The following is a 15553-nucleotide window of genomic DNA, read 5'->3' as shown; positions in this document are numbered from 1 at the left end:
TGTCGAATGGATATTTTTCACATATTGTAAGTGGAAAGTGAGGAATGCTATGAGGGAAATGGGGGTGCTATATGAAAAGGTTTATAGTAAGTGGAATCGTGATTCTGTGCCTTTTTTTCTGTTCAGGTTCTATTACTAGCGCAGAAAACAATGGAGTGAAAGTTGCCTTTATTCGTAATCATAATCTATGGATTAAAGTCGGTGAGAAAGAAAAACAAATTACAAAAGGAGAGTACATAACAGGGCCGAAATGGTCACATAATGGAGAATGGCTTGCATATGCAAAAGGAAAGAAGCAAAATCATTTTGAACTGTATCGGCTGAAAGATGGAAAGAAAGTTACACCATCTCAATCAGAAGCATCGAATTATCAATGGTCACCAACAGAGAATATAATTGCATTTGTATTTGCACGTACATTAAATATATTTGATGTTGAAAAAAAGAAAGTAGATTTTGACAATGTAGCCAGTGGTGTAGGTGACTATGCATGGCATCCTGATGGTAAGAAGTTTCTTGTATCATCAGAAGCGTTCTTGCTTCCAACAGGATGGACAGGTGCTCAGTTATATGAAATACAAAAGGATGCAAATATGAACCCGAACAAAATGAAACATATATATGCATTACCAAATGAACACGATGATTTTTTAGCGTTCGTCGCAAGTGGATTTAAGTGGTCACCAGATCAAAAATGGATTTCGTTTTTGGCAGTACCAACAGCTTCTTTGTCAGCGGATAGTAATACACTGTGCTTAATTCGATCAGATGGCAGTCGTTTTGAAACAGTAGATCAAATGTTATTAAACACACAATGGTTCAAATGGGCGCCATCCAAAAATATATTAGCCTATATTGAAGGGAGCGGGAGAGTTGCCTTAGAGAATAAACATTTAAAAATAAAAGAATTGCCGGTTCTCCAGCAAAATACATTTACTCCAAAAGGCTATGTGGATTGGGATTTCACATGGAAGAACGATAATGTAATTATCGTTTCACGAGCAAAAGAAGCAGGGATAGAAACTCCGCCAGAAAAAAGACCACTACCATCTTTATATGAAGTAAATAGTATAAGCGATGAACAACATCAAATTACAAAGCCATCAAATAGCCAAGGCGATTATAATCCTATTTTTATTAAGACGAGCAACCAATTGTTATGGATCCGTTCAAATCGTAAGAAAGCTGATGTATGGCTTGCTCATAGCGATGGGAAATATGAAAAGAAGTGGATTGAAAATATAGATGTGCCAGAGTGGTATTATGAGAAATGGAATTGGGAAGATGTCGTTTCGGTTAAAGACGAGTAAAAAAACCTGCCTAAAATATAATTGTTAGGCAGGTTTTTCAATGTTATTTATGTGTTTTATTTGGCTTTTTTTTCGCAGGGTTTCCGTTCCCTTGGCGCTTTCTATTTTGTTCATCTTTTGCTTGTTTTTCATGTAATGTATCTAAAAAGTCATTTGAGTTACTCATTTTTATATCTCTCCTTTTTTCATTGCGTCCTAGTTACTATAACCATTTAGGAGGATAATCATGAGATAAAAGTTAAGCGCTTAGTTTTCTTCGGTAGTATACGTAAAATAGTCCATACGTAATGAATAACATAAGTAAAACTTGTAACTCTATATTTTCTTTTAAAATAGTTGCGACAGGATCTGGTAAGTAAGGTGATGTACCACCTGTTCCTAAACCTAACCATTTGTTTAAGAGGTTAATGATACAAAATATAAAAACACCAGACCAGCTTGCGATAATTGCTTTTTGCTTAATTTTTGTTTCACGCTCATCATCTGTAATCCAAGGATTAGCAGTTTTATCACTACTAAAAAAGCCATTTATGTATCCCCATATGATCATTCCGATAAAGAAGATAATCCATTTCATATGTATAATCCTCCTCCTCTTGTAAAAAGTATTTTACATATATAATTGTAATGTTTTCCAAATATTGATGTCAAATGCTTTTTATATTCTGCTTTTTAAAATAGCAGGAGTAAAGAAAAAAATAGGGAAGAAATATGTGAGACTATTTCCTAGTGAGAGGAAGAGGAGAATGAAACTTGTCTTTGTTCGGCATGGTGAAGGTGAGCATACGAAAGATTTACCATTAAGTTTACAAGCAGTGAATCCGCCATTGACGGGCGTGGGAAAGAAGCAGGCTAAATTGCTTCAGTGCGATGTACCATTACAAGAAAAGGATATATTAATCGCTAGTCCTACACTTCGAACTTTACAAACTGCGACAATATGGAGTGCGGAAGTTGCTTGTCAAAAAATTGTTCATCCATATATATCCCCGCGTATTTTCCCTTATCGGGAATCCGCCAAAACATTACCGTGCGATCAATTGTTAGATCGAAAGATAATAGAAAATTTATTTCCACATTTTTCATTAGAAGAAAGTAGAAATGAATTGTTATGGAATGAGGGAGTCAATATTATCTCGGAGAAGGAATTTCAGCAAATAGTAGATGAATTTCTGCACTGGTGCTATCAGTTAAGAGCAGAAAAAGTTTGTATCGTTTCACATGATGGAACAATTACAGCGTATAGGCAATATTTACAGAAAGTCGCTTTAACTAGAGCTGATTTTTTGAAAGAAACGGGTATGTATGAAATGGACTTATAGGAGGGGGATTTGTAATGGAAGAGTTAGGGGGAAATGTGTACGACTTAAATGAGCAGAGAGTATACTTTGGCGTAGCGGAAATTAAGTAATATGCAAAATTGCATATTACACATATTTTAAATGGTTGGTATGAGTTTGGGGGGGAAACTAGTAGAATCCTTTTTACATAGTGATACAAAATCACATGTTAAATCGATAGCTTATGTAGATGGAAATGTAGCACTTATGTTTACAATACGCTGTATTTTACAGGCTTATTAACCGTGATAAAATGTTAGAAGAAGGTGTTCAAGAAGCGAGATTAATCGATGAGGAGACACATACATTTCGATTATATAAATAGTGTGAAACACGTTTATTCTATATTCGAATAAACGTGTTTCACATTTAACTCACATTTTTTTTACACTTTTTCAATGAAAATGATTATCACCTGTGGTATGATATGTTCAAGTTTTTACAGGTAATAAAAGTTACTATATATACGTTAGTATTTAATGTTTTGTATGTATGTCAAGAATTATTCACAATTAACATTTTAAAAGTAAGTAACTAATGTTATTATATTATCTGTAACTGACTTAATTACAACTTTAGGAGGAAGATATGATTATTCAATTTTTAAGAGAAAACAAAACAGTTTCTTTTGTATTAGCGATAATTCGAGTGTATCTTGGTTACACATGGGTAATGGCTGGAATCGGTAAACTACAAGGAAAAGGCTTCGATGCAACTGGTTATTTACAAGGTGCAATTGAAAAATCTAAAGGAGCACAACCAGCTGTTCAATCCTGGTGGGCATCATTCTTACAAGATTTTGCAATTCCAAACGTTGATTTATTTAATACACTTGTGACGTGGGGAGAAATTTTAGTCGGAATTGGTTTAATTGTGGGCTGTTTAACAAAAACAGCGGTCTTTTTCGGTCTTGTAATGAACTTTTCCTATATGTTTAGTGGGTCAATTGGTGTAAATCCTGAAATGGTTATCTTATCCATGTTCGTTCTTGTTTCTGGTATGAATGCTGGAAAACTTGGAATTGATGGCTTCGTTATACCGAAAGTATTAGGATCAAAAACTCAAAAACGCCAAAGACAAGCTGCTTAATATATGAAAACGGGTGTCTCAAAATGAGATACCCGTTTATTTTTCAGCACTTATAGGATTTTTCTCGAAGAAATCTTTTACATACCCTACAAATTCTTGTGGCTCTTGACGAAATGGAGCATGATAACCTTTTTCAATAATATGGAAAGTGCTATTTTTTAAGAATTGATGATAAGTTTCTCCTTCTTTCCAAGAAACGCTACTATCATTTCTTCCCCATATAATTAAAGTTGGTTGCTTAATTTCATTTGCATTGATTTGAAGACGCCTAGGCCATAATTTCATTTTATTATAATGCTCTTCATCATTACGCTTGAATTTAACTTTGCTCTCATCATAATCTGCAATAGAAGAAACGGCACTTAAATCAGTCGACACCTTTGGTTTTGGTGAACCTTGTTTATTAACGAGTGTATGAGGGCCGCCTGTAGCATCAGTTAAAATAAGGTGAGTAACCGCTTCAGGGTATAAATATGTTAAATTAAGAGAAATTTCTCCGCCCATCGAATGTCCCAGTATTGCGAATGAGTCATACCCTAGTTTTTTCATTAACTTATAATACAAATTTGCATGAGTTGGAAAAGAATAATAAAAATCCATCGGCTTAGAGGAACGTCCGAATCCTAAAGCATCAACAGAAATAATCGTATGATCTTTTGCTAAATCTGAGTAAATCTTTTGAAAACCATCGGATAATCCTCCAAATCCATGGATCATAAGTAAAGGTGGTTTTTCATCACCAATCTTTTTAAAGTAAATCGTTTGACCATCTATCTCTACCATTTTTTCCTCGGTAGCTAGTTTCGCTGTAATTGTATTTTTAACTTGTTTTACTTGTTCTACTGGCTTTTCTGCTGCACTACATCCTACTAATAGTGTAAGAGTAAGACAACCTACCATAAAATAGCTAAATCGCTTCAATTAGGTGTCCCCTTTCTAACATAACGCTGCATCTATCATAGCAAATAGCATATTACGATTTCCAGGAAGTTGATTACCATTCTTTATCATAAGAGGTGAAAGGAGCGTTTCCTGGAAATCTGCTGTTTGAAGAAATTGGCGGAATATGAATTGTGAGTGCGGAACATCAATGCGTATCGTCCCACTCCACGATTTACAAATCATTTTTAATAACTGAATAGCGTCTTTTTCTTTTTTTGAAATAAGCGGAGTGATACATAGTACATCTCCTTTTTGTATGCATAAAGCAAAAGCATCTATTTGATTATCCCGTTCTATTTTAAAGGAGTAAGTTGCTCTCGATAGTAGCGATGAAAAAAGCTTAGAACGATATGCACCAGTCGCAGTTTGATCAAGAAAAATGAGAGATTGAAGATCGGCTTGCTGAATTTGTTTTATGGGAAAAGAATTTGTACTTATATGAGCCGCTTGTTTTTCGAAACGATGAATTGTTGTTATTGATTGAAATCCATAAGATTCATATAAGGATTCGCCAGCTTTTGTTGCAATGAGCGTAATAGGGAGCGATGGATGAGTTACTTTTAAGCTAGTGTTTAACAAAATACGGCCAATTCCTTTTCTTTGAAAATCAGGATGCACGATTAACATACCGATAGAAGAAAATCCAGGGGCAAACGAAAAGACCCCGCCCGCTGCAATAAGTTTATTCTCATGTACATAGCCAAAAATTGTGCCAATGGAAAGGTACATATGGAATTGCTCTTTCATAAAAATCTCATGCTGTAACCACCCGACTGATTTGCAAAGAGAGAGTAAATCTGGAATGGAAGATTCGTCTAGTTTTACTGTTTTCATAAAGTTCACCATATTTCTATTTAAATTAGAAAAAATAAGAATAATATTACGAAATGTAAAATAATAGGTTCGTATTAAAAAAATCCAACATGTTTATATTTTTCTTTGTAAAGGGAAGTATGTTTGATATGACAAGACAAACTTATACAAATTATAACTGAAATTTACATAAGTTAACAAAAAATTTACATATAACTCATTTTCTCTTAACAGTCTTCTATTAAATTTGATAGTGGGAAATGAATAACCTAATTAGGGGGACAAGACAGTGAAAAAGTTTGTAAAAAAAGCATGGCCATTTGCAGTTGTGGCGTCGTTAGCAGTTACTTCGGTAGCAACATGGAATTTTACGCGTTCTAGTGAGGTTAATGCGGATGAGAACGGAAACAATGCAAAAATTAAAAATGTCATTGTATTAATTGGGGATGGTATGGGGCCTTCATATATGACAGCTCATCGTTATATGAAAGATAATCCAAAAACATTTGAGATGGAATCTACAGAATTTGATAAGCATCTTGTAGGAACACAAAAAACATATCCAGAAGATGAACATGAAAATATTACAGACTCTGCATCGGCAGCTACTGCGATGTCAGCAGGTATAAAAACATATAATGCAGCTATTGCAGTAGATAATGATAAAGCTGAAGTGAAAACAGTGCTTGAGCAAGCGAAAGAAAAAGGGAAGTCAACGGGACTCGTTGCAACGTCTGAAATTACGCATGCAACACCAGCTGCATTCGGTGCACATGATATTAGTCGTAAAAATATGGACGCAATTGCAAATGATTACTTTGATGAGAAAATTAAAGGTAAGCATAAAATAGATGTTATGCTTGGCGGCGGCGTAAATAACTTTGTTAGAAAAGACCGCAATCTTACAGAAGAATTTAAGAAGTCTGGTTATAGTTATGTAACAGATCGTAATCAATTATTAAATGATAAAAGCGATCAAGTTCTTGGCTTATTTGCACCAGGTGGTTTAGACAAAATGATTGACCGTACTGACAAAACACCTTCATTAGAAGAGATGACAAATACCGCGATTGAGCGCTTGAACAAAAATAAAAATGGTTTCTTCTTAATGGTCGAAGGTAGTCAAATTGATTGGGCTGGACATGATAATGATATTGTCGGTGCAATGAGTGAAATGGAAGACTTCGAAAAAGCGTTTAAAGCAGCAATTGAGTTTGCGAAAAAAGATAAGAACACATTAGTTGTTGCAACTGCAGACCATGCTACTGGCGGATTATCTTTAGGTGCGAATGGTGAGTATAACTTTAAAGTAGATCCGATTAAAGCTGCGAAACGTACGCCAGACTTTATGGCAAGTGAGATTGTAAAAGGTGCAAATGTAGAAGAAACATTGAAAAAGTATATTGATCTACAATTAACACCAGAAGAAATTAAAGCTGTAAATGATATAGCTCCATCAAAAGATGTAACAAAGATTGATAATGCAATTGAAGATATCTTCAATAAGCGTTCGGTTACAGGTTGGACAACGGGTGGACATACAGGTGAAGATGTAAACGTATATGCATTCGGACCGGGTAAATACTTATTCTCTGGCGTTCAAGAGAATACAAATATAGCTAAACGTGTCTTTGACATTGTTGGCGGCGGCGACCCGAATAAAGGAAGACGCTAATTATAAATGAAAGTGAGGCGAAATGCCTCACTTTTCTTTTTAGGAGATGGAAAGATGAGAGTTTTTTTAGGGAAATTAAGATTCCTTCTAGTATTTGTATTATTGCTAGTTGGATGTCAATCTCAAGAGAATAATATAGAACAAAAATCTGCTGGAAAAACTGAGGAAAAGGTACATATAACGAAAGAAGAAGAGAAATCCATTCAAGATGTTATTGAGGCATTTGTACGGACGACGAATGAAAAAAATCTTGCTGAGCATATGGAGTTATTTTCAAAGAAGATGCCTAGTGCTGAAGACTTAAAAACACAAAAGGAAGCGGCATTTCAAAAGGGAAATAAGAAAATAGAATTGGAACATATGAATATGAAAGCTCTTAAAGGTGGGCTTGTTATTGTTGAAACGGAGGAAAAAGAAGTAGACGGAGGGGTTACTCTTCAAAAGAAAATGCAGTATGCACTTGGAAAAGAAGACGAAGGGTGGAAGATTGAAGAAGTTCGTACGATAGAGAAGAAATAAAGTGAAACTTTAATCAGTGGGAGTCTTACTGCCCGCAAATAGCGGAATAAAAAAAGGTTCTCATAGGAGAGAACCTTTTTAAAGTGGTAATAAAATTTGATTTGAACATGCTTCAATGTCATCAATATCTTGACGGATTGTTGCCATCTTATTATCGAGATCTTCAGCTTTCATAGCAGCGTCATGTAGTTCATCCTTCAAATAATCAGGTATATTTCCTTCATATTTGTAGTAAAGTTTATGTTCTAAACTTGCCCAAAAGTCCATCGCAAGTGTACGTAATTGAATTTCTGCAAATACATCTTTCGTACCAGAATTTAGTAACAATGGATATTTAATAATCATATGCAAACTTTTATAGCCATTTCCTTTTGGATTGGCAATATAATCTTTTACTTCTACAATTTCCATGTCTCCACGATTTTCAATAACCCCTTTTAAATGGTAAATATCTTCTACAAAGCAACATGTAATACGGATGCCAATAATATCTTGTAATTGTGTTTGAGCATTTTCAACTGTTGGTGATAAATTTTTACGCTCAAGCTTCCTAATGATACTTTCGGGTTGTTTAAGTCTTGTTTTTATATGTTCAAACGGGTTGTAGTCTTCTAAAAATTGAGCTTCCCGGTTCATAATTTCAAATTTAGTTTTTAACTCTTCTAAAGCAAATGTATAAGGTAATACAAAAGCTTTCCAGTAGTTAACGGTTGATTGGTTATATTCCATTTATATACACACCTTTTCTTATTTACAAGTGAAGTTGTTATTATACTAAACACCAAATCATGTAGGCGCAAGCAGCAAATGATGAGATCATAAAGCGATATTTAGTTTTCATCTTTTCAACCCCTTTCAAATGAAATTATATATGAATAAACGTCATTGTTAGTAATTTCACTATGTACAATTCTTATAGTAATAGATTCATGTGAAATTCGTATGAACTAATTGTTTCAGCTTTTTGTCTTTTTGCTAATGACTTTTGGTTTTGTTTATTATAATTACCTTAAATTGTAATAAAGGAGAGAGTATGATGAATCCAAAAGATAATGAATGAATTCTTTAAAAAGCATTTACCGATGTTAAAATATAATAATTTAGTTTGCATTACGATTGATAAATCAACCAATGAATTAATTGGTTTTATAAAACTGACAGACGATAAAGAAGTAAAACAAATACTGTCTAGAGAGGAATGTTTACAAAAAGCACTTCAATTTTTAGAACGAGTTATTCCAGATAGCACACAATATCTTCGTCTTTGGGAAGAACGTGAAGAAGCAGAAGATGGGATTGAAAGATTTACCTTTTCTGTATATGTGAATGGGATTCCAATAGACTATATGCGATTAACATCAATACAGAAAATGGTGCTGTGATGCACTACTCAGGAGAATCTAGCAGCATTATAAAAGAATTGCTCACATATGAAACAACACCAAAAGTGACAAAAGAAAAAGCGCTAGAAATATACAAAGAGGCCATCCGAGTTAAATTAGAATGGCATATAGATGTTGATGCAGAGGAAACGAAATACGAACTACTGTATAAACAAACGATGAATGAAAATCATAAAGAATCCTTCGAATGTAGTCGAGAAATTCGTTACATAGATGCGTATACTGGCGAGAAAATTTGGAGTGAGTATTAGTAAAAGCCAATCGATTCGTTTCGATTGGCTTTTACTATGTTCATAGAATAATTTATTAATTGCTGTTAAGAGGTTGAAGAATACCATCTTGAGCTTTCGACCAGTCATATACATTACCATCTGATCCTACTGCGAAATTTAGAGCGCGTTGGTTTTCACCGTCACCACGTGCGTATAAAACGTCATATAGCTTAACACCATTTATTGTGCCGATTAGTTGGTCTTCCCCAGATCCGTAATGAATTTGATCTGATCGAGCACCCATTCTTTTTTCTAGAATCCTCACAGCATCGTCACTTGTGAATTTAATCGTATCGGTTTGTTTATTTGGTTGCTTAGCTGGTTGTTGATCTTTCTGTGTGTTTTTAGATTCTGCTTCAGTTTTTGTATTGTTTGTAGCTGTTGAGTTGTTCTCAGCTTTTGTATTGTTTGTAGTTTTTGTGTTGTTCTCAGCTTTTGTGTCGTTTTTAGTTGTTGAGTTGTTCTCAGCTTTTGTATTATTTTTAGTTGTTGAGTTGTTCTCAGCGTTTGTATTGTTTTTAGTTGTTGAGTTGTTCTCAGTTTTTGTGTCGTTTTTAGTTGTTGAGTTGTTCTCAGTTTTTATGTTGTTTTCATTGTCCTCAGTTTTTACACTGTCTTCGGTCTTTTGGCTATCCTCATTTTTTGTGCTGTCTTTTGATGCTGCAGTATCCTGTTTAGTCGTTTCAGTTTTTGTGGGCGAAGTTTGTTGTCCGCAAGCTGACAGTAAGAAAAAAGATAGTGTGAGTACTACTAGTTTTGTTATTTGTGAAGTAAAGTATTGCATGAAAACACCTCTTTCAAAATTTTGGAACTTAACATATTGTAATAAATTGGAAAAAATATTCAAGGTATGAAAGACTTATTTCGTTCGACAAAAAGCTAAGGATTCCATATTTATATCGTACAGACACAAACAACCTCACGCCCACATACACATAGTAAAGACCACTATTTTGGCGGAGGTGAAAGGTTTGAGTCTATTCGCCGCAATTGGATATATGGTTCGAGAAGTGTTTGTCTTTGTTTCTTATGTGAAGAATAATGCGTTTCCGCAGCCGTTATCATCAGACGATGAGAGAAAGTACTTAGAGTTAATGGAGCAAGGTGATGCTCAAGCGAGAAATCTTTTAATTGAACATAATTTACGGCTTGTAGCTCATATTGTTAAGAAATTCGAAAACACTGGTGAAGATGCAGAAGATTTAATTTCAATTGGTACCATTGGGCTTATTAAAGCGATTGAAAGCTATTCAGCAGGGAAAGGAACTAAGCTTGCAACATATGCAGCACGCTGTATCGAAAATGAAATTTTGATGCATTTACGTGTGCTGAAGAAAACGAAAAAAGACGTTTCACTTCATGATCCAATCGGGCAAGATAAAGAGGGTAATGAAATATCGCTTATTGATATATTAAAATCAGAATCAGAAGATGTAATTGATATGATTCAGCTTAGTATGGAGTTAGAAAAAATTAAAGAGTATATCGATATTTTAGACGAACGAGAGAAAGAAGTAATTGTGAAGCGTTTTGGACTTGGGCTTGATAAAGAGAAAACACAGAGGGAGATTGCGAAGGCACTCGGTATTTCAAGAAGCTACGTATCGCGAATTGAAAAGCGTGCTTTAATGAAAATGTTCCACGAATTTGTGCGGGCTGAGAAAGAGAAAAAAGCAAAAGAATAATGTATATTGTAGGCAGCTACACTTTAAAAGTGGCTGCTTTTCTTTCGGGAAAACGGAAAGAAAACGAGCTGTTCTAAGAAGAAATACATGTTCACTGTTGAAAATGGCGGATTCTATCTGTAATATTAGAAGGTGCTAAACAATTTAAGAATAAAAATTATACTTAGTTTTTCATCGTGTATAACGAGACGGCTCCATTCTATATGTGGGAATAAGAACCAATTTTACATATGATATAGAGAGAAAAGAAGGGGAAACTAAAGTTATAGGCTGATTAGGAGGTTTCGTAATTTGCGACGGACATTATATCGACTTATGATCGAACTTACAAATGGTCGTTTTACTTCTTATATATTACGTAAATTTGCACAATCTCGTTTGAGCTCTATCATTATTCCATCGTATGCGAAAGTTTTTCAAATTAATCAAGATGAGATGGAAAAGGGTTTGAAGGAATATCGAACATTGCATGATTTATTTACACGTAGGCTAAAAGAAGGAAAGCGTAGTATTGATACTGATGCATCGAGTATCGTTAGTCCTGTTGATGGTGTTTTTGCTGATCAAGGTCCTATTGAGGATACAAAAACATTCGATATAAAAGGAAAGCGTTATTCAATTGTGGATATGCTAGGTAATGAAGAGCGTGCAAAGCGATATGCAGGCGGTACATATATGGTAATTTATTTGAGTCCAAGTCATTATCATCGTATTCATAGTCCGCTCTCTGGCTCTGTGACTGAAAGATTTGTACTCGGCAGAAAATCATATCCGGTAAATGCAGCGGGTATGGAGTATGGGAAAGAACCATTGTCAAAAAATTATCGCTCTGTTACAGAAGTAAATAGTGAAGGTGAACGTATGGCGCTTGTAAAAGTAGGTGCTATGTTTGTTAATAGTATTGAGCTCCTTCATGAAAGAAGTACTGTTCAAAAAGGTGAAGAGATGGCATACTTTACATTTGGCTCAACAGTTGTTTTATTATTTGAAAAAGATATGATTGAAGCAGTGCAGGAATTGACAAGTGGGCAAGAGCTACGTCTTGGTGAAAAAATTGCAACCCGAGTATCTCATAAGTAAAGAAAAGATTTTATAATATACTTATGAAGCTCTAATTAAGAAATGTGGACAAAGATGCTTAATGAAGAAATCCCCTAGATGGGAGTACTTGTTTATTCGAGAGCCATCGCAGGATGGCTCTTTTTACAGGTCAATCAGCAATCTATATGTACTCAAGAAGATTTGACGAGCTTGTCCTCTAACGAGCGTCTAATAATTTCTTGTTTTATAAGTAAAATGAAGTCGGGATTTAATTTTAGTTCTTTTGCTTTATAATAAGACTCAGTGAGTAAATCAGTAGATAACTGTTCCATATGTTTTGTTTTCAAGGGGAGTCACCTCCTAATAATATAAGGATTGATTCGTTGTTGCATTTAATGTACCAAAAAAATATGACAGTCACAAACAAGAGGTTATCCACATACCTCAGTGGATAAAGTGTGCATAGAGTGTTAGTAAATTCCGAATTAACTGAAAAGTTAATGTGGAAAGTGTGTACAAGTTTATCCACAGGTTATCTATCGAAAAATGTTGTCGAAAAATTTTATGAAAAATCCTCAAAGAGGTGAAAGAAATTGAAGTTATTTTTACCAAATGAATATGTGAAAAATGTATATCATGTTCAACCGGAAGATTTGAAAAAACGTGGAATTAAAGGAGTTATTACCGATTTAGATAACACTTTAATTGAATGGGATCGTCCGAACGCAACACCACAGCTTGAAGAGTGGTTTTTGAAAATGAAAGAAAATGATATTCAAGTAACGGTTGTTTCAAATAATAACGAGCAACGCGTTAAAGAATTCGCTGATCCATTAGGTATTCCGTTTATTCATAGTGCGCGCAAACCGTTTGTCCGCGCATTTAAGCGTGCGATACACGAGATGCATTTACAGCCAGATGAAGTTGTAGTAATTGGAGATCAGTTACTAACGGATGTGCTCGGTGGGAATCGTGTGGGACTTCATACAATTTTAGTTGTACCGGTAGCGCAAACGGACGGATTGGTGACACGTTTTAATCGAAAAATTGAACGAAGAATTATGAGAAACATGAAGAAAAAAGGCTTAATTAACTGGGAGGAATAAAGTTTGACTGAAACAATTAAATGTATTGGTTGCGGTGTAGAAATTCAAACAGAAAATAAAAATGAAGTAGGATACGCTCCTGTATCATCTTTAGAAAAAGAACAAGTAATTTGCCAACGTTGTTTTCGTTTGAAACATTATAACGAAATTCAAGATGTATCTTTAACAGATGATGATTTCCTTCGTATTTTGAACGGAATTGGACAATCAGACGCACTAGTAGTTAAAATCGTAGATATTTTCGATTTCAATGGTAGTTGGTTACCGGGTTTACATCGTTTTGTAGGGAACAATAAAGTATTACTTGTAGGGAATAAGGCTGACTTAATTCCAAAGTCAGTTAAGCATGATAAAGTAAAACATTGGATGCGCTATAGTGCAAAGCAACTTGGTTTAAAACCAGAAGATGTCTTTTTGATTAGTGCAGCTAAAGGACAAGGAATCACTGAACTTGCTGATGCAATTGAGCATTACCGCGAAGGTAAAGATGTTTATGTTGTTGGATGTACGAATGTTGGTAAATCAACATTTATTAATCGTATGATTAAAGAGTTTAGTGATGAGACTGAGAATGTAATTACAACATCACATTTCCCAGGAACAACGCTTGATTTAATTGATATCCCATTAGACGAAACATCATCTTTATACGATACACCAGGTATTATTAATCATCATCAAATGGCGCATTATGTTGGGAAACAAAGCTTAAAGCTTATTACACCGACTACAGAGGTTAAGCCGATGGTATTCCAATTAAATGAAGAACAAACATTATTCTTTGGTGGATTAGCACGATTTGATTATGTAAGTGGAGGTCGTCGTGCATTTACTTGTCATTTCTCAAACAGTTTAACAATCCATCGTACAAAGCTTGAAAAGGCTGATGAATTGTACGAAAGACACGCTGGAGAAATGTTGAATCCACCGACACCAGAAGAATTAGAAAATATGCCGGATTTTGTGAAATATGAATTTAATATTCGTGAGCCAAAAACGGACGTTGTATTCTCTGGATTAGGCTGGGTTACTGTAAATGAATCAGGAGCGAAAATTGTTGCTCATGTACCAAAGGGAGTAAGTGTTTCATTACGTAAATCTTTAATTTAATATGGAGAGGGATTTATGAAACAATTATATGGTGTAATCGGAAATCCAATTGGACATTCATTATCACCCGTTATGCATAACGATGCATTTGAACACTTGAATATGGATGCCCATTATCATGCGTTTCTTGTAGAAGAAGAAGCGCTAGGGGAAGCAGTAAAAGGTTTGAAAGCATTAGGTATTTCAGGATTTAATGTAACGACTCCGCATAAAGTTGCAGTTATGGAGTACTTGGATGAGGTTGCCCCGCTAGCAAGGCAAATCGGTGCGGTAAATACAGTAGTTCATCGAAATGGAAAATTGATTGGGTATAATACAGATGGAATTGGTTTTGTTCGTGCCCTGCAGTCAATTAGTGAAGATCCACTTCAAGAGAAACGTATTTTATTAATCGGTGCAGGTGGTGCTAGCCGAGCTATTTACTTCTCGCTTGCAGATGTAGGTGTGAAAGAAATTGATATTGCTAATCGTACGAGAGATAAGGCGGAAAATCTTATCGCTGGGTGCATGGCAAATGTTAATTCGCATGCTCTATCGTTAGAATGTGCAGCAGAAAATCAAGGGGAATATGATATTATCATCCAAACAACAACGATAGGTATGCATCCACATGTTGCGTATACGCCGCTGGAAATTCGTTCATTGAAACAAGGAACGATTGTTTCTGATATTATTTATAATCCATTTGAGACGAAAATTTTAGGCGATGCGAAAGAACAAGGTGCAATAATTCAAAATGGAATCGATATGTTCGTTTATCAAGGTGCACTTGCATTTGAAATGTGGACAGGTTGTGTGCCGAATATTGATAGAATGAAACAATTAGTAATGAGAGAGCTTGGAGGCTAATTATATGTTAACAGGAAAACAAAAAAGATTTTTACGTGCAAAGGTACATCATTTAACACCGATTTTTCAAGTTGGAAAAGGTGGCGTAAATGAAAATATGGTGAAACAAATTGGAGAAGCATTAGAAGTTCGTGAACTATTTAAAGTGAGTGTATTACAAAACTGTGAATTTGATCGTCGTGAAGTTGCAGAAGAGCTTGCACAAGGTGCACGAGCTGAAATCGTTCAAGTAATCGGAAGCACAATTGTTTTATACAAAGAATCAAGAGAAAATAAGCAGATTAAGCTTCCTCGATAAAAGATATACGTGAGTTATTTCGTAGTGGACGCTTGATATGTAGAAAGCGAAACCAATTGAACTTTTATTAACAGTGGCTCTCTTCGAATGTGTATGGGGAG

At 34.9% G+C, this 15553-nt stretch carries 18 protein-coding genes and 2 pseudogenes; 13 read left to right on the top strand and 7 right to left on the bottom strand.

Going from position 1 to position 15553, the window contains the following annotated elements; all coding sequences use genetic code 11:
- Positions 1-71 precede the first annotated feature (71 nt).
- Positions 72-1310 (top strand): TolB family protein, encoded by a 1239-nt coding sequence (locus MHI07_RS20455; protein WP_340825920.1) that lies wholly within the window; start codon positions 72-74, stop codon positions 1308-1310.
- Positions 1311-1353: 43 nt separating this feature from the next.
- Here the strand turns inward: MHI07_RS20455 and MHI07_RS20450 are convergent, their stop codons facing one another.
- Both MHI07_RS20450 and MHI07_RS20445 read right to left on the bottom strand, forming a co-directional pair.
- The gene (locus MHI07_RS20450; RefSeq protein ID WP_000071861.1) at positions 1354-1476 is read right to left on the bottom strand and encodes a DUF4023 domain-containing protein; all 123 of its coding nucleotides are present in this window, start codon (positions 1474-1476) and stop codon (positions 1354-1356) included.
- Positions 1477-1548: 72 nt separating this feature from the next.
- Positions 1549-1887 (bottom strand): phosphoglycerate mutase, encoded by a 339-nt coding sequence (locus MHI07_RS20445; protein ID WP_340825919.1) that lies wholly within the window; start codon positions 1885-1887, stop codon positions 1549-1551.
- Between the two features lie 169 nt (positions 1888-2056).
- On the opposite strand from MHI07_RS20445, the gene MHI07_RS20440 reads away from it, so the two are divergent.
- The 3 genes and pseudogenes from MHI07_RS20440 (at position 2057) to MHI07_RS20430 (ending at position 3739) form a co-directional block, all read left to right on the top strand.
- On the top strand, positions 2057-2632 hold the full coding sequence (locus MHI07_RS20440; protein WP_340825916.1) for a histidine phosphatase family protein: 576 nt from the start codon (positions 2057-2059) through the stop codon (positions 2630-2632).
- 2 nt (positions 2633-2634) lie between these two features.
- Positions 2635-2975 (top strand): annotated as a pseudogene (locus tag MHI07_RS20435) (delta-aminolevulinic acid dehydratase); the annotation flags it as partial.
- 263 nt (positions 2976-3238) lie between these two features.
- Positions 3239-3739, top strand: coding sequence for a DoxX family protein (locus MHI07_RS20430; protein ID WP_002199313.1), 501 nt, complete (start codon positions 3239-3241; stop codon positions 3737-3739).
- 36 nt (positions 3740-3775) lie between these two features.
- On the opposite strand, the gene MHI07_RS20425 is transcribed toward MHI07_RS20430, so the two are convergent.
- Positions 3776-4660 carry an alpha/beta fold hydrolase gene (locus tag MHI07_RS20425; RefSeq protein WP_340825909.1) on the bottom strand — a complete coding sequence of 295 codons (885 nt, stop codon included), beginning with the start codon at positions 4658-4660 and terminating at the stop codon, positions 3776-3778.
- A gap of 15 nt (positions 4661-4675) precedes the next feature.
- Complete coding sequence (locus MHI07_RS20420; RefSeq protein WP_340825907.1) at positions 4676-5515, bottom strand: GNAT family N-acetyltransferase; 840 nt, start codon at positions 5513-5515, stop codon at positions 4676-4678.
- A gap of 268 nt (positions 5516-5783) precedes the next feature.
- Here MHI07_RS20420 and MHI07_RS20415 point away from each other — a divergent pair, with 268 nt between their 5' ends.
- A complete protein-coding gene (locus MHI07_RS20415; RefSeq protein ID WP_016106191.1) occupies positions 5784-7169 on the top strand; it encodes an alkaline phosphatase in 1386 nt (461 codons plus the stop codon).
- Positions 7170-7223: 54 nt separating this feature from the next.
- Positions 7224-7688: a hypothetical protein gene (locus MHI07_RS20410; protein WP_016106190.1), complete on the top strand. Its 465-nt coding sequence runs from the start codon at positions 7224-7226 to the stop codon at positions 7686-7688.
- 78 nt (positions 7689-7766) lie between these two features.
- On the opposite strand, the gene MHI07_RS20405 is transcribed toward MHI07_RS20410, so the two are convergent.
- Entirely contained in the window at positions 7767-8417 is a 651-nt protein-coding gene (locus MHI07_RS20405; RefSeq protein WP_002111928.1) for a GTP pyrophosphokinase, read from the bottom strand.
- Positions 8418-8737: 320 nt separating this feature from the next.
- Here MHI07_RS20405 and MHI07_RS20400 point away from each other — a divergent pair.
- Positions 8738-9342, top strand: a pseudogene (locus MHI07_RS20400) (YcdB/YcdC domain-containing protein); the annotation flags it as partial.
- Positions 9343-9397: 55 nt separating this feature from the next.
- Here MHI07_RS20400 and MHI07_RS20395 read toward each other — a convergent pair.
- Entirely contained in the window at positions 9398-10147 is a 750-nt protein-coding gene (locus tag MHI07_RS20395; RefSeq protein ID WP_340825902.1) for a hypothetical protein, read from the bottom strand.
- A 187-nt stretch (positions 10148-10334) separates the two neighbouring features.
- Here MHI07_RS20395 and sigK point away from each other — a divergent pair, with 187 nt between their 5' ends.
- Together sigK and MHI07_RS20385 are read left to right on the top strand one after the other, a co-directional pair.
- The gene (gene sigK / locus MHI07_RS20390) at positions 10335-11048 is read left to right on the top strand and encodes an RNA polymerase sporulation sigma factor SigK (protein ID WP_000051382.1); all 714 of its coding nucleotides are present in this window, start codon (positions 10335-10337) and stop codon (positions 11046-11048) included.
- Between the two features lie 291 nt (positions 11049-11339).
- Entirely contained in the window at positions 11340-12128 is a 789-nt protein-coding gene (locus MHI07_RS20385) for a phosphatidylserine decarboxylase (protein ID WP_002160430.1), read from the top strand.
- 152 nt (positions 12129-12280) lie between these two features.
- Here MHI07_RS20385 and MHI07_RS20380 read toward each other — a convergent pair whose 3' ends face one another.
- Positions 12281-12436, bottom strand: a complete 156-nt coding sequence (locus MHI07_RS20380; protein WP_002015226.1) for a sporulation histidine kinase inhibitor Sda — start codon at positions 12434-12436, stop codon at positions 12281-12283.
- Positions 12437-12682: 246 nt separating this feature from the next.
- Between MHI07_RS20380 and MHI07_RS20375 the strand changes: the two genes are divergently transcribed.
- The 4 genes from MHI07_RS20375 to yhbY are packed head-to-tail and all read left to right on the top strand — an operon-like array spanning position 12683 to position 15452.
- Positions 12683-13195, top strand: coding sequence for a YqeG family HAD IIIA-type phosphatase (locus MHI07_RS20375; RefSeq protein WP_002160431.1), 513 nt, complete (start codon positions 12683-12685; stop codon positions 13193-13195).
- A gap of 3 nt (positions 13196-13198) precedes the next feature.
- A complete protein-coding gene (gene yqeH / locus MHI07_RS20370; RefSeq protein WP_340825898.1) occupies positions 13199-14305 on the top strand; it encodes a ribosome biogenesis GTPase YqeH in 1107 nt (368 codons plus the stop codon).
- 15 nt (positions 14306-14320) lie between these two features.
- On the top strand, positions 14321-15154 hold the full coding sequence (gene aroE / locus MHI07_RS20365) for a shikimate dehydrogenase (RefSeq protein WP_340825895.1): 834 nt from the start codon (positions 14321-14323) through the stop codon (positions 15152-15154).
- Positions 15155-15158: 4 nt separating this feature from the next.
- Positions 15159-15452, top strand: a complete 294-nt coding sequence (gene yhbY / locus MHI07_RS20360) for a ribosome assembly RNA-binding protein YhbY (RefSeq protein WP_204209116.1) — start codon at positions 15159-15161, stop codon at positions 15450-15452.
- The last annotated feature ends 101 nt before the right edge of the window (positions 15453-15553 follow it).

The sequence above is a fragment of the Bacillus sp. FSL H8-0545 genome, assembly GCF_038006105.1.
In the GTDB taxonomy this organism is placed as follows: Bacteria; Bacillota; Bacilli; order Bacillales; family Bacillaceae_G; genus Bacillus_A; species Bacillus_A cereus_U.
Note: the sequence above shows the minus strand (reverse complement) of the source record. Positions and strands in the feature narration are given on the sequence as shown.

Bases quoted from the DNA above. Each gene is read 5' to 3' on its own strand.
- MHI07_RS20455 (WP_340825920.1), top strand. From the start codon at position 72: ATGAAAAGGTTTATAGTAAGTGGAATCGTGATTCTGTGCCTTTTTTTC.
- MHI07_RS20450 (WP_000071861.1), bottom strand. From the start codon at position 1,476: ATGAGTAACTCAAATGACTTTTTAGATACATTACATGAAAAACAAGCA.
- MHI07_RS20445 (WP_340825919.1), bottom strand. From the start codon at position 1,887: ATGAAATGGATTATCTTCTTTATCGGAATGATCATATGGGGATACATA.
- MHI07_RS20440 (WP_340825916.1), top strand. From the start codon at position 2,057: ATGAAACTTGTCTTTGTTCGGCATGGTGAAGGTGAGCATACGAAAGAT.
- MHI07_RS20430 (WP_002199313.1), top strand. From the start codon at position 3,239: ATGATTATTCAATTTTTAAGAGAAAACAAAACAGTTTCTTTTGTATTA.
- MHI07_RS20420 (WP_340825907.1), bottom strand. From the start codon at position 5,515: ATGAAAACAGTAAAACTAGACGAATCTTCCATTCCAGATTTACTCTCT.
- MHI07_RS20410 (WP_016106190.1), top strand. From the start codon at position 7,224: ATGAGAGTTTTTTTAGGGAAATTAAGATTCCTTCTAGTATTTGTATTA.
- MHI07_RS20405 (WP_002111928.1), bottom strand. From the start codon at position 8,417: ATGGAATATAACCAATCAACCGTTAACTACTGGAAAGCTTTTGTATTA.
- MHI07_RS20395 (WP_340825902.1), bottom strand. From the start codon at position 10,147: ATGCAATACTTTACTTCACAAATAACAAAACTAGTAGTACTCACACTA.
- aroE (WP_340825895.1), top strand. From the start codon at position 14,321: ATGAAACAATTATATGGTGTAATCGGAAATCCAATTGGACATTCATTA.
- yhbY (WP_204209116.1), top strand. From the start codon at position 15,159: ATGTTAACAGGAAAACAAAAAAGATTTTTACGTGCAAAGGTACATCAT.